This is a genomic window from Paenibacillus sp. BR2-3, from assembly GCF_046529485.1.
Classification (GTDB): Bacteria; Bacillota; Bacilli; order Paenibacillales; family Paenibacillaceae; genus Paenibacillus_AQ.
In genome coordinates, this window is sequence record NZ_CP126311.1 from 394,367 (window position 1) to 408,874 (window position 14,508).

General features: G+C 49.9%; 10 protein-coding genes. 7 read left to right on the top strand and 3 right to left on the bottom strand.

Features of this window, described 5'->3' with window-relative positions; all coding sequences use genetic code 11:
* Window positions 1–157 precede the first annotated feature (157 nt).
* From PaeBR_RS01940 to PaeBR_RS01965, 6 genes are all read left to right on the top strand, one after another.
* Window positions 158–1,075 (top strand): ABC transporter permease, encoded by a 918-nt coding sequence (locus tag PaeBR_RS01940; protein ID WP_410515047.1) that lies wholly within the window; start codon window positions 158–160, stop codon window positions 1,073–1,075.
* Between the two features lie 17 nt (window positions 1,076–1,092).
* A complete protein-coding gene (locus tag PaeBR_RS01945; protein WP_410513252.1) occupies window positions 1,093–1,983 on the top strand; it encodes a carbohydrate ABC transporter permease in 891 nt (296 codons plus the stop codon).
* Window positions 1,984–2,092: 109 nt separating this feature from the next.
* Complete coding sequence (locus PaeBR_RS01950) at window positions 2,093–3,775, top strand: ABC transporter substrate-binding protein (protein WP_410513253.1); 1,683 nt, start codon at window positions 2,093–2,095, stop codon at window positions 3,773–3,775.
* Window positions 3,776–3,856: 81 nt separating this feature from the next.
* Window positions 3,857–5,749 carry a sensor histidine kinase gene (locus tag PaeBR_RS01955; protein WP_410513254.1) on the top strand — a complete coding sequence of 631 codons (1,893 nt, stop codon included), beginning with the start codon at window positions 3,857–3,859 and terminating at the stop codon, window positions 5,747–5,749.
* Between the two features lie 2 nt (window positions 5,750–5,751).
* Window positions 5,752–7,326 carry a response regulator gene (locus tag PaeBR_RS01960; RefSeq protein WP_410513255.1) on the top strand — a complete coding sequence of 525 codons (1,575 nt, stop codon included), beginning with the start codon at window positions 5,752–5,754 and terminating at the stop codon, window positions 7,324–7,326.
* A gap of 32 nt (window positions 7,327–7,358) precedes the next feature.
* Complete coding sequence (locus PaeBR_RS01965; RefSeq protein WP_410513256.1) at window positions 7,359–8,162, top strand: aminoglycoside N(3)-acetyltransferase; 804 nt, start codon at window positions 7,359–7,361, stop codon at window positions 8,160–8,162.
* Window positions 8,163–8,296: 134 nt separating this feature from the next.
* On the opposite strand, the gene serS is transcribed toward PaeBR_RS01965, so the two are convergent.
* Window positions 8,297–9,589, bottom strand: a complete 1,293-nt coding sequence (gene serS, locus PaeBR_RS01970; protein ID WP_410513257.1) for a serine--tRNA ligase — start codon at window positions 9,587–9,589, stop codon at window positions 8,297–8,299.
* 382 nt (window positions 9,590–9,971) lie between these two features.
* On the opposite strand from serS, the gene ssuE reads away from it, so the two are divergent.
* Entirely contained in the window at window positions 9,972–10,523 is a 552-nt protein-coding gene (ssuE, locus tag PaeBR_RS01975; RefSeq protein ID WP_410513258.1) for an NADPH-dependent FMN reductase, read from the top strand.
* Between the two features lie 350 nt (window positions 10,524–10,873).
* Here the strand turns inward: ssuE and PaeBR_RS01980 are convergent, their stop codons facing one another.
* Both PaeBR_RS01980 and PaeBR_RS01985 read right to left on the bottom strand, forming a co-directional pair.
* The gene (locus PaeBR_RS01980) at window positions 10,874–11,905 is read right to left on the bottom strand and encodes a ribonucleotide-diphosphate reductase subunit beta (protein WP_410513259.1); all 1,032 of its coding nucleotides are present in this window, start codon (window positions 11,903–11,905) and stop codon (window positions 10,874–10,876) included.
* A gap of 233 nt (window positions 11,906–12,138) precedes the next feature.
* Window positions 12,139–14,472, bottom strand: a complete 2,334-nt coding sequence (locus PaeBR_RS01985; RefSeq protein ID WP_410515048.1) for a ribonucleoside-diphosphate reductase subunit alpha — start codon at window positions 14,470–14,472, stop codon at window positions 12,139–12,141.
* Window positions 14,473–14,508 lie beyond the last annotated feature (36 nt).

Sequence of the window (14,508 nt, forward strand, 5' to 3'; positions counted from 1 at the left end):
CAATTAAGATTAAAATATAAATTGTAAACGCTTTAATAAGAGAACTAGCTGGAGCCTGGAGGACCGTAAGATGAAAAACAATAAAGATGTTAGGGAAGCCGTACCCTTGGAATCCATGTCCCCTGTCGGAATACCTCCGGTTTCCAAAGAGGTTATTATGACCCCCCGCCGGAAGCTGTGGAAAAAATTTGCCGCCCAAAAGCATTTGCAGACCATGGCATTGCTTGGGGTCGCCTGGATGATTGTATTCAACTACATTCCGATGTACGGCATCATCATTGCCTTCAAGGAGTTCAACATTATCAAGTCGATTGCAGAGGCCCCTTGGGTAGGTCTTACCCATTTCAAGGAGTTTCTGGCGGACGAGAATTTCGGAAATGTCATGAAAAACACTCTGGGTATAAGCTTAATCAAGCTGTTCATCGGATTTCCGCTGCCTATTATATTCGCGCTTTTCCTGAATGAGGTCCGCTCCATCCGATATAAGAAAGCCATTCAGACGATCTCGTATCTGCCGCATTTTCTCTCCTGGGTTGTGCTCGGCGGGATTCTTGCCACATGGCTGGCTGACGTGGGAATTATCAACCATATTCTAATGGGGCTTCATTTCATTGACCAGCCGATTTCATATTTGGCCGAGCCCAAGTACTTCTGGACTATTATCATCACCTCGGATATCTGGAAAGAGCTTGGCTGGTCAGCTATCATCTATCTGGCTGCAATCGCGGGTGTGTCTCCCGAGATGTATGAGGCGGCAACGATTGACGGAGCCGGAAGGTTCCAGAAGATGTGGTTCGTTACGCTGCCGGCGATCAAATCGACCATCAGCATCCTGTTTATTCTGGCGGTCAGCGGTGTGCTGAACTCCAACTTTGACCAGATTCTGGTTCTGCGCAACTCACTGAATGACAGCACCAGCAACGTAATTGATTACTATGTTTACCAAACCGGACTTCTTTCCGGTCGTTACTCCTATTCTGCTGCTATCGGGCTTTTCAAGTCGGTTATTGCTCTCATTTTGCTGCTGATTGCCAACCAAGTATCCAAAAAAATCAACGACACGTCGTTGTTTTAGGCCAAGGAGGACCTGACATGTTTGCTATAAAGCGCAAAACGAAGGGCGAAGTCATCTTCGATCTAGCCAACAATCTCATCATGTTATGTATATGCTTCCTTACGCTGTATCCGATCTGGTACGTGGTGATCAACGCCTTTAACGATGGCAAAGACGCCATGCTGGGGGGCATTTATTGGGTGCCGCGCAAGTTCTCTTTGAAGAATTTCGAGGCGGTGTTTGCCAGCACGGGCATTATGCAGGCCATGTGGATTACAGTGGCCAAAACGTTCCTTGGTGTGATAACGCATGTATTCTTTACCGCTATGGTAGCCTATGCGCTTTCCCGCAAAGATTTGATAGGCGGCAAGCTTTATATTCTAATGGGTACAGTGACACTCTTCTTTGGGGGCGGACTCATTCCGACCTATCTGCTGATCCGGGATCTTCACTTGCTGGAGAATTTCCTGGTCTACATTATTCCGGTACTGTTCAGCTTCTTCGACCTGATTATCTTCATGACCTTCTTCCGGGAAATTCCCGAGGGCTTGGAAGAAGCGGCCAGGATTGACGGGGCCAATGATTGGTCCATTTTTCTGCGGGTCATATTGCCGGTATCCATGCCCGTCCTTGCCACCATTGCGCTGTTCCATGGTGTCTACCAATGGAATGATTATTTCACAGGGATGATTTACATCAACAATGAAAGCTTACAGCCGATCCAGACGTATTTGTACCGTGTTGTGGCCCAGTCCAGTTCATCCCAGATGATGGTTGCCGTACAGGGCAGTGCCCTTACCAAAACGGTAACGTCACAGTCCATAAAACTGGCTACCATGGTGGTCACCACGCTTCCGATTGTGTTCGTATATCCGTTCCTGCAGCGTTATTTCGTTAAGGGAATGATGATTGGCTCGATCAAGGGCTGAGTCAAAAGAAACTTGTGTCCGGCAGACCCAGGTAACTCCTCCAGCCGTCTTTCAGCGGTCCTGGGGTTATAACTTATATTACACATTCTCAGAAAAGGGGTAAGAAGGCATGGGAATAAAACGTAAGCCAAAAAAAATGATGGTGCTGCTGATGGCATTGATCATGGTTCTGTCCGTAGCAGGCTGTTCCGGCAGCAATGGAAACAATGCACCAAAGACAAATAACGGTAACTCAGCGGATACGGCCGATACTGCAGAGCCAACCGCTGCTGCAGTATCGGCGGATGAGCCGGGATGGAAATCCGATACTGCGCCGATCACGTTTGACTGGTACCTGAACTTCGCCTGGTTCCCTAATAAATGGGGCGTGGACCCAACCTCCCAATATATTACGAAGAAAACCGGTGTTGATATTAACTTCATCGTTCCTGCGGGAAATGAGAATGAGAAGCTGAATACTCTGATTGCTTCTGGCAAGCTGCCCGACTTCATCACGCTGGGCTGGTATGAAGATGGTGTGAAGAAAATGATTGAAGGCGGACTCGTGCTTCCACTCAACAAATTGGCTGAAGAATATGATCCATATTTCTTCAAAGTATCCGATCCCGACAAGCTGGGATGGTATACTCAAGCAGACGGCAATGTTTACGGTTATCCTAACGCCTCCTCTTCTCCGGCCGACTATGAGAAATATGGAGATACTTATGTATCTAACCAAACCTTCGTAGTCCGCAAGGATATTTATGAAGCCATTGGCAGTCCGGACATGCGCACACCGGAAGGATTCCTGAACGCGCTGAAGGCAGCAAAAGAGAAATTCCCTGATATCAATGGCCAGCCGATGATTCCGCTCGGTCTGCATGAATTTACCGCAGTCGGTAACGATTCCTTGGAACAGTACATTCAGAACTACCTGGCTATTCCAAGAGAAAAAGACGGCAAGCTGTACAACCGTGAGACAGACCCTGAATATATCCGCTGGATGAAGACACTTCGCCAGGCCAACCAGGACGGATTGCTTGCCAAGGATATCTTTATCGACAAACGTCCGCAAATGGAAGAAAAGATTGCTCAAGGCCGTTATTTCGCCATGCTGTATCAACGTACCGACTTTGCCGCACAGCTCGGCACACTGCATCAGCAAGACCCGAATAAAATCTATATCGCTGTTGACGGACCGGCTAACAGTAATCTGGATGCTCCGCGTCTGAACGGCCCTGGCATTTCCGGCTGGACCGTAACCCTCATCTCCAAAGATGTGAAGGATAAAGCGCGTGCCATCAAGTTCCTCAGCTACCTGAACAGTGAAGAAGGAAATAAAGACCTTTACCTGGGTGAAAAAGGCGTCAGCTATGATACAATTGATGGAAAAGACCAATTTAAGCCGGAAGTATTCGACCTGATGAATAAAGACCGCTCGGCGTTTGACAAGCAGTACGGCTCATCCTTTACCTTCTGGATGCTGATGAACACCAATATTACTGCCCAGTGGACACCTAAAGCGGTAGAGCCTTACAAACAGCTCGAAGACTGGACGAGAGGGAAAACGTACAGCAACTCTGAATTTGACCAAATTGATCCTTTGGCGAACTCTCCTGAAGGGATCATCTTCGCTAAAATTAAAGAGCTGCGCAGCAAATCCCTGCCGAAGCTGCTGATGGCTCCTTCCGATGCGGAATTCGATAAAATTTGGACCCAGTATATCAACAAACAAAAAGACTTGGGCCTTGAAAAGGTTCTGGCCTTCCAACAAACAAAATACGAAGAGAACAAGAAAAAACTTGGCATGTAATATATGATTGCCCAAACGCCCGCTGACCGCGGGCGTTTGGGTGTTTACTTAACTTGTTGACAGCGAGGTGGACATTACAGCGTGGAACTTGGCAAGCGCACTGCGGCTTTATGGTATTCGTTTACTTACTGGTGGGGACGCCGCTCACTGCAGAGCCGCCTGATCGCCGCGTATATTTTCATTATTTTGGGCCCCTGTTTAATGGTATCCTTTTACTCGTATAGGGCCATTAATAATACCTACGTCAAGGATACAGTCGACAAGAACAGCTATTTGCTGCAAATGGAAAAGCTGCACATCCATAACCAGATTGAAGCGATGGAACGGGCAGCCCAAATGGCTTACGATGACAAGGAAGTGAAGGCTTATCTCGCCCACGAGAATGAACCGGACCTTGGAGAGCTAGTCGATTTTAATGAGAATGTTTATGTTAACATGACGCGTATCCAGTTCAATAATCCGAATATCGAGCATTTACGCTTATATTCGAACAGCGATGTACATGAAATATGGCCGATTATTTTCCGTGAAGAACGGGTATCCTCGCAGCCGTGGTTCCAAAAAGCACTGAAGATGAAAGGGCGGGAAGTATGGTCCTTCCAGAATAATGACCCAGATCTGATGCAGCGGTATTCCGGGCAGACGCCGAAGCTTACACCCAAGGTGTCCCTGCTGCGTGAAATGAGCATACCGGCAGACAACCACATCGGAATGGTCCAGGTGGATATGCTGCTGGAGCGGTTTACGCCCAAGACTTACACAACGGTACAGGATAATCAGTCCCAAATGTTTCTTATCGATGAGGAGATGCAGCTGTTTACGCGTTCCGATCATTCATTTTTGCCGGACAACATGGAAATGGCTGCAGCGATTACGGATCGCCTTCAGTCTTACAGAAAGACAGGGAAGTGGGATATTCACTATACGGAGAACGGTAAATCTTATTTGCTGATTAACACACCGCTGGATCGAATCGATTCGTATTTGCTCAATGTAGTTTCCATGGACGGCGTCTTGAAAGACATTTCACATACACGCAACTTAATTATCGGGGCCAATATAGGCTTTATTATTTTAGTGACAACCATTGCTTACGTGCTTAATGCATTCATTCTTAAAAACCTGCGCCGTTTGACAGAGACGATGAAAAAAGTGCGGAGAGGTGAATCGTACAGCGGAATTACGATCCGGGGCGGCGGGGAGATCGGTGAACTCGCGCATCACTTCTCCAAGCTGATGAATACAATTAATACTCTGGTTGCCCAGGCCGTGCAGAAACAGGCTTTATCGAAGGAGGCTGAACTGCGAACTCTGCACAACCAGATTGATGCTCACTTTCTGTATAATACGCTTGAGAATATTAAGATGCTGGCTGAAATTGAGAATCAGCGGACGATTTCCGATGCGCTGACCTCGCTCGGGGGCATGATGCGTTATAATTTCAAATGGTCTGGCGAGTATGTAAAGCTGCGGGATGAGATACGGCATATCGAGAATTACATTGAAGTGATGAATATTCGCTTTGAGCATCCCATCGTGCTGAAGATGAATATTGAGGCTACACATTTGGAGCTTGAGGTTCTAAAGATGTCGCTGCAGCCCATTGTTGAGAATAGTGTCAAGCATGCCTGGGCCGGCGGGTCAGAGGAGCGGGAGGATCGGGTGATCACAATCGATGTCTCGGAAGGGGACGGCGAAATGTTCATTGCAGTCCGTGATAATGGCAACGGGCTGGCCCCGGAGAGATTATCTGCCTTGCATGAGGCCCTTTATGGGAAAGAGGAGCCCAATACCGCTTTTTCCGGACCGGGAGCCAGCGTCGGCAGATCCGGCGGAATCGGGCTTCGGAATGTACATCAGCGTCTGCAGCTGTTTTATGGCGAAGAATACGGACTTGAGGTACAGAGTGAGGAAGGGAGCTGGACGACGGTGTTCATGACCTTGCCCAAAGTTCTCTTGACGGGAGACAAGTAACCATGAAAAAACTGCTGATCGTAGATGATGAAAAGAATATCCGGCAAGGCCTGAAGATAATTATAGATCGGGAATACCCCGGAATTTATGAGATTTCAAATGCGGCTAACGGAGCAGAGGCTCTCAATCAGTTCAGAGACCAGCCTGCGGATATCATTATTACGGATATCCGGATGCCGGTAATGGATGGAATTGCATTGCTGGAGCATTTATCTGCGGAAAAGGGCGCGGGTCAAGAACCCGCAGCAGTTATTATCTTGAGCGGATTTGATGATTTCGAATATGCCAAAAGTGCGATCCGTTACCGCGTCAAGGATTACCTGCTAAAACCGATCCGCCGTGACGAGCTGTTCGAGGTACTGGGGCGGATCAATGAGGAATTGGCGGAACAGCATGCCAGTCTCCGCAAGCTGGAGCAGGAGGCTGAAAGCTTACGCAGAGAGAGGCGGTCGCGTCTTCTGCAGCAGCTGCTTCTTCAGAAGGAATCGCCGATTCACTCTGAAATGCAAGACCGTGGGCGTGAATGGGGGGAGGAATTAGAGGGATTACCGATCCCTTTTATAATAGGACTGCTTAGCTATCATTGCAGTAACGGAACCCGGATAAAGCCGGGAGAAGTGCAGGAACTTATCGAACGGCGAACAGGATTATTGAAAGGATTTAGTGAGATTTTAATAGATTGGGACGGCAGGTTAGTGCTGATTGGCAGCTCAAGGGAGGCGTTCGTGGAGCTGTCGCGTCAGGCTGAGGTTAAGGAGCTTGGCGGATTATTGATCGGAATCAGCGGCGCTGGCCGGGAACCCGGTGAAATTCGCTCCTGCTACGATGAGGCAAGCCGGGCGCTGCAATATACGTATCTGTATCCTCAGATAAACTTTATTGACTATGAAACCGTGAGGGAGAACCGTCTCAGCTTCCCGCCTCCTGATGAGGATCTGCGTAAGCTGCTTAATATGCTGGGTACCGGGCGGGAGAAGGAAATGCGGGGTCTGCTGGCAGCTATTTTTCAGATTGAGCATTTGAAGCGTATGGATCTTTCTTATCTTGAGGGAGTGGGGCGGCTCATGAATGAACGGGTGCTGGATGAGGTGTTCCGCGTTCATGGGGAGGTTTCGGTGGAAGTGCTCAAGCTGTATCGTTCCGTTGGGAATATGTATAATTTTCGCCATTTTCACGACTATTACCGTGCGTTGGAGAACTTGCTGGTAAGCGTGAATGATTACATTATAGGGGTGCGATCTGCGCATACGGAACATGCCGAAATGAAAGAGGCGCTGGCCTATATCGAGGGAAATTACCACCGTTCGCTTAATATGGCTATGGTCAGTAATCATGTTTCTCTGAACTATTCCTATTTCAGTGAAGCGTTCAAGGCCTACACGGGAGAGAGCTTTGTGACCTACCTAAAAAAAGTGCGCATTCGCCATGCCAAACGTCTGCTCTCGGAGGGACGTTCCAGCAGACTGGAAGAAGTCTCGGAGGCTGTGGGTTTCGAGAACAGCAAGCATTTTTCCCGCGTGTTCAAGGAATTGGAAGGTATTTCACCCGGAGAATACAGAGCGAAAGCTTTGCTCTGAGAATGAATAGTCTATAGTTCGGAGGGAATGAGATGGAAGAAATTCAGGGAGATTTAATTACGGTAGAGACATTGGCGGAGGATTTCCGGAAGCTCGGCGTACGGGCGGGTATGACCCTGCTGCTGCATTCTTCCTTCAAGTCACTGGGAAATTGGGTCGCAGGAGGCCCTGTTGCGGTTATTCTTGCTATAGAGAGCGTTCTCGGGGAGGAAGGGACGCTGGTGATGCCCACACATTCCGGGGACTTGTCCGATCCCGCAGGATGGAGCAGGCCTCCAGTGCCGAAGGAATGGTGGCAGACGATCCGGGAACAGATGCCAGGCTTTGATCCTGACCTTACCCCGCTGCATGGGATGGGAGTCATCCCGGATTGCTTCCGCAAGCAAAAGGGGGTAGGGCGCAGCGTCCACCCGACGCATTCTTTTGCCGCCTGGGGTAAGCACAGGGACCGGATCGTGAATAACCATGCTCTTGATTATGGGTTGGGTGGTAATTCACCGCTGGCCCGGATCTATGAGCTGGATGGAAGCATTCTGCTGCTGGGTGTAGGGAATCTCAACAATACCTCGCTGCACCTCGCGGAGTTCCGGGCGGCTTATCCCGGCAAGGAGGAAGCAACCCCGGGCACGCCGATGATGGTGGATGGCGTCAGGCAGTGGGTGGCGTTCAAGGATCTGGATTGGAATTCGGAAGATTTCGAGGGAATTGGAGAGCAGTTCCAGGAGGATACAGGGCTGATTGCCTACGGGCGTATAGCCGCTGCGACCGCCCAGCTTATCCCGCAGCGTAAGATTGTGGATTATGCGGTGGACTGGATGGAGCGAAACCGCAAGTAAATATGCAGGAGAAGGCAGTCCCGGTCCCCCAACATTACTGGAATTTTATTTCCGCAACACAAAAAGGCGTTTTCCCCGTAAGCATGGCTTCCTGGGAAACGCCTTTTCAATCTACTTCTGTTAGCTGGAGGGTATTACAACTGCCGCAGCGGCAGTTCCAGCTTGGCCATGCCGTCCATATATTTCCGCAGCGCATGCGGAATATAAATCGAACCATCCTCCTGCTGATGATTCTCCAGCAGCGGAATCAGAATGCGTGGTGTAGCAACGGCTGTATTGTTCAGAGTATGACAATATTGCAGCCGCCCGTCTGGACCACGGTAACGGATATTCGAGCGCCGAGCCTGGAAATCGAGCAGGTTCGACGCTGAATGCGTCTCCCCGTAGGCGCCTCTGCTTGGCATCCACGTCTCGATGTCAACCTGCTTATGTGTCTTCTGCGACATATCTCCGGTACAGACCGCCATTACACGGTAAGGAAGCTCCAGTAGCTTCAGGATATGCTCCGCGTTAGCTGTTATTTCCTGCAGCATGTTCTCCGAAGCAGCGGGATTATTCTCGCATATTACAACCTGCTCGATCTTCGAGAACTGATGCACACGATACAGTCCACGTACATCGCGTCCTGCCGAGCCAACCTCACGGCGGAAGCAGGCCGACATGCCAGCCAGCCTCAGCGGCGAAGCCATCTCCATGATTTCATCGCTATAAAGAGAAACAAGCGATACCTCCGAAGTCCCGGCAAGCCAGCGGTTTTCTCCGTTCAACTCATAGGTCTGATCTATTCCCAACGGGAAGAATCCTGTACGTTCCAACGCCTCTGGACGGACCATTACCGGTACGTCCATGACTGTAAAGCCGCGGGCAGTCAGTACGTCAAGCGCAAGCCTTTGTACCGCAAGGTGCAGATAGAGGCCTGCTCCCTTGAGGACATAGCTGCGGGGGCCGCCTGCTTTGACACCGCGCGGAATGTCAATAATATGATGCAGCTCGCCAAGCTCCACATGATCCCGAGGAGCATACGTGAATTCGGGCAGCTCACCGACCCGGCGCAGCTCCACGTTGTCGCGATCATCCCGGCCGACAGGTGTATCCTGCGACACCGGATTGGGTACGAGCAGAAGCAGTTCACGGCAGTGCCGATCTGCTTCGGCAAGCTCCCCCTCGAGAACAGTCAGCCCGTTGTTTATATCCCGTACCTGTTCCTTAACGGTTTCACCAGCTGTCCTGTTACCCTGCCGCATAAGCCGCTCTACTTCTTTGGTTAGCTCATTTCGCTGCGAACGCTGCGATTCGGTCGTCTGCCGCAGGTTTCGGCGTTTGTCATCCCATTTCAGCAGATCATCCAGCGGCAGCTCAATTCTTTTCCATTCCGCAGTCTTTCTAACAAGTTCCGTGTTTTCCCTAATCCAGTTCATATCCAGCATACCGTTCGCTCCTTTTGTTATAAAAATACAAAAAACGCCCTCATCCATGGGACGAGGAGCGTCAGCTCGCGGTGCCACCCAGGTTGAACGAATCTCCGTCTTGCGGGAAATCCGATCCTCTTTGGTCTTCGCGGTAACGGGCGAAACCCGGTAAACTTAGAGAGCAAGCAGTATGCTCCGGTCGCAGACGCCTCACGGTTGGATGCCGGTCACTGGCCTGATTGGGATTTGGTATTGCCGCTTAGTATATCGCAAGAAGGTGGCGAGTGCAAGGGCGGTTTGACAACTGCGCTGTCCCTTTGTTAGGATTATTACTAATTTAAAGTGTTTTTGTCGGAATTAGCGTGGGACTCCCCCAAAAGTGAGTAGAAGAGGTGGAACAGTGGCCAAAATTGTAGTTATTAACGGAACTCCTTCCCTTGTATCGCGCATAAATGCAGTGATTGAATATGTTGAGGCCAGCTTGAGCGGGGGTGGCTTCGAGGTTGAGCGCATTAACGTAGCGGAGCTCCCTGCAGAGGATTTAATCCACGCCAAGTTCGAGAGTGAGCACATTGTCAAAGCTAACGGCCTTGTGGCTGAAGCGGATGCGGTTATTGTCGTCAGTCCGGTGTACAAAGCTTCTTATACGGGAGTGCTAAAAACGTTTCTGGATCTGATCCCGGAAAAAGGCTTGGCCGGCAAAATCGTACTCCCGCTCTTCATGGGCGGCAGTCTGGCTCACCTGCTCACGATTGATTATGCCTTGAAGCCGGTGCTGTCCGTGCTGGGCGCACGTTATATTCTGGGTGGCGTATACACGGTGGACTCCCAGGCTGTCCGTAATGATCTTGGTGAGGTAGAGCTTGCAGACGAACTGAAGCTGCGCCTAAATGCTGCGCTGGAGGAGCTTGCCGAAGAAACCACTCATAGAACTTTGCGCAACAAGGGTTAAGCTGCGTTCTTGGACAGCACATATTTTGACATAAAAGCGCACCTTTCGACCTGATTACAGGTAAGAAGGTGCGCTTTTTAGATGATAAGAAAGTATGAACTACATTGGGCCTGTATTCGATGAGTTGTGGCTGATCTGATCTCCCTTTAGCTGCAGTTGGTGCAATTAAAATCTGCCGTAAGCAAACTAAAAGTCAGTTAATTGTACTTGGTACAGCTATTTAGAGGGAGATAGCGATAAAACGGATGTTTCTTGATTTTTAGCTGTACACAATGCAGTTATGAATGAAATATACGCCGATTTAACTCCAATAATTGTATGGAATGCAATTAGGTGTTTAAGATCTATACTTACAAATCGTCAAATCCGTTATCGTCACCGACTTTACCGTAATTCCGGGACTTGGCCTCGAAGAAATCGGTCTTGGTCGCATTCAGCGCATCGTCCGAGAAAGGCTTGATCCATGGCATACAGTTCACATCCACACCCTCGTAGGCTTTGTCCATGCCCATCAGCGTCAGGCGTTTGTTCGCGGTATATTTGATATAATCACCAAGCTCATTGAGGTCGATGCCCCGAACATTCGTCAGGGTGTAATGCGCCCAGTTCGTTTCCAGCTCCACCGCGCGGTCGATCGTGCGGTAAACATATTCCATGTTCTCTTTGGTGTTCAGCTCCGGGAAATCGACGAGCAATTGCTTGAATACCTCCGCGAAAAAGTAACAGTGCTGATTCTCGTCACGCTGAATGTAGGAGATCATCTGGCTGGTCGCCATCATTTTCTGGTCACGGGCCAGATTATAGAAGAAGGCGAATGTGCTGTAGAAGAAAATCCCTTCGAGAATAAGATCTGCTACCAGCGCCCGGAAAAAGGTCTCCTTCGAAGGGTTGTCGCGGAATTCCTGATAGATCTCGGAGATGAACTGGTTGCGTTCCAGCAGCACGGGATCTTTTTTCCAATATTCAAAAATCTCCTTCTGCTCGCTATCCGACACGATAGAGGACAGAACATAGGAATAGGATTGGTTATGCACAACCTCCTGTTGTCCGATAATCGCCGAAATGGCCTCAAGGGAGGAATCGGTAAAATATCGCTTCACATCGCCAACGAACATAGTCTGCATCGAATCCAGCACCGCCAGCAGCGAAATGTTGATCTTGAAAACGCGCTGCTCCTCGGCGTCGAGTATCGGGAACTGCTGGGCATCCTTGGACATCGGGATCTCATCCGCGATCCAGTGGTTGAGCAGCAGCACCTTGTACAGCTTGTACATATGCGGCATGCGAATATCGTTCCAGTTCAGAATGCCTGAGCATTCTCCGTCTATGATGCGTGTGGATTGATTGGGCGCTTCGGTATTAAATATCTTTTGCAATTGCATTTGTATCCTCCTCCTTAGTTTTGCGCGAAAATTTGTGTTTGTCACTTTAAAGACAGAGCTGTAGTCACGAAGAGGAAGTTTGGAACTGTAGGAGCGTAGCGTTCGCCTTTATCCTCAGATTTCAACCGCAAATGCGGTTTCAATAAAGAAATCTGAGGATAACAGCGACCGGAAGTCCAAACATTCCTCGTAGTGACGAAAAGCACCTGCTTCTAATAGTTCAAACGGAAATTTTAGCTAGCGCAAGAATCGCACTCTTCAATCGTAAGCGCACGGCTGCGCACATAATACGTTGATTTCAGGCCACCCTTCCAGGCGTTCAAATGCAGCTCCAGGAACTCGGTCGCCTTAATGTCAGGACGCACGTACAGGTTGAAGCTTTGCCCCTGATCGACGTGGCGCTGACGGGCGGATGCCATGCGGATCGACCAGTTTTGGTCAATCAGGAAGGCTGTTTTATAATACCAGATCGTCTTCTCGGACAGATCCGGGGCAGGGTTTGCGATCTTGTAAGTCGTCTTCTCCTCGTAGGAGAGCAGCTCATACAATGGATCGATGCTGGCCGTGGAGCCTGCAATGATCGAAGTGGAGCCGTTCGGCGCAATGGCGAACATCCAGGCGTTACGAACGCCATCTTGCGCCACTTCCTGCTGCAGCTGGCGCCATTGCTCTGTTGTTACATACTGGCCTTCCTGTTCGCCGCTGACATAGCCGCGCGAGGTGAAGTATGCGCCGCTCTCCCAATCGGAGCCGGCGAATTTCGGATAACGGCCCTTTTCGCGGGCCAGCGCAAGGCTTGAACGCACCAGCAGGTAGTTAATGTGCTCATACAAATGGTTGTTGTACTCCACGGCTTCTTCGGACTCCCAGCGGATGCCCTTCAGCGCCAGCAGGTGATGCAGGCCGAACGTGCCAAGACCGACAGCGCGGTATTGGCTGTTGGTGTACTGGGCTTGCAATACTTCAATATTGTTAATGTCGATTACATTATCGAGCATACGCACCTGAATCGGTACGAGGCGTTCCAGGACTCCGGCGGGAACCGCCCGTGCCAGGTGAATCGAATTCAGGTTGCAGACCACGAAGTCGCCCGGGATTTTGGAAATAACGATCCGTGTTTGTCCGTCCTTGGTCACAAGCTCCTCCTGTTCAACAACGGTAGCCGACTGATTCTGCATGATTTCCGTGCACAGGTTGGAGGAGAACACCATTCCCTGATGGCTGTTCGGGTTCGCGCGGTTAACAGTATCACGATAGAACATATATGGTGTACCGGTCTCCAGCTGGGATTTCATGATCCGCTTCATAATGTCTATGGCAGGGACCGTGATGCGTGACAGCTCCAAATTAGCAGTTGCCTCGGCATATTTTTCGCGGAAAGCGCCTTGTCCAAGCTCTTCATCGTAATAATCCTCAAGGCCGAGCGGACGGCCGTTCTCATCCTTCCAGCCCATAACCTTTTTGATTTCATGCGGGCAGAAAAGGTTCCAGTGTCCCCGTGACTCTACCGCCTCCATGAACAGGTCGGGCAGGCATACGCCGTGGAATACATCATGCGCACGCATACGCTCGTCGCCGTTGTTCAATTTGAGATCTAGAAAGGCGAGAATGTCTTTATGGAACACGTCTATATAGACGGCGATAGCGCCTTTACGCGTCCCGAGCTGGTCTACGCTGACAGCGGTATTGTTCAGCTGGCGAATCCATGGAATAACGCCGGAGCTGGTGTTTTTATGGCCGCGGATGTCGGAGCCACGGGCCCGTACTTTGCCTAAATAAACACCGATGCCACCGCCCATTTTGCTGAGACGGGCTACGTCCGTATTGGAATCGAAAATACCCTCAAGCGAGTCGTCCACGGTGTCGATAAAGCAGCTGGAGAGCTGCCCGGCAACTTTTTTACCGGCATTGGACATTGTAGGCGTGGCAGCAGTCATGTAAATATTGCTCATAGCCCAGTAAGCTTCTTTAACGAGTTCCATACGTTTCTCCGCAGGCTCGCGGTGCATCAGGTACATGGCAATGATCATATAACGTTCCTGGGGGAGTTCCATTACGCGCCCATCAAAATCATGAGCCAAATAACGGTCAGACAGCGTAAGCAGGCCGATATAATCGAACAGCAGGTCGCGTGTATAATCAATGCAGCTTTCCAGCTCGTTAATCTGATCTTTGGTGTAGAAGGTCAACAACTCTTCGCGGTAAATCCCCCTTTTGACGAGATCCGCAATCAGCGGGTATAGCTCGCCGTAAGGCTCTTCCGGGTACGCTTTGTAACGGCGGTTGACCGCAGCTTTTTTATATAGAGAGGTTAGAAGAGAACGTGCCGCCGCAAACTTCCAGTCCGGTTCTTCCTTGGTCACGAGTTCCAGAGCACTCATGGTAAAAGCACTGCTGATTTCTTCTCCGCTGACTTGTTCACGGCGCAATTTGGACTGTACACCGCGCAGCAGCGTTTCTTTGCTAAGCTGATCCAAATCTTTCAAAATACGGTCGGCATAAACGGAGAGACGGATTTCATCAAAAGCCAATTGGCGGTTATCTGGTTTCACTACGAGTTGAGGCATTGTTTTCATCTTCCCTTCTTAAATGGAGTAAATTTT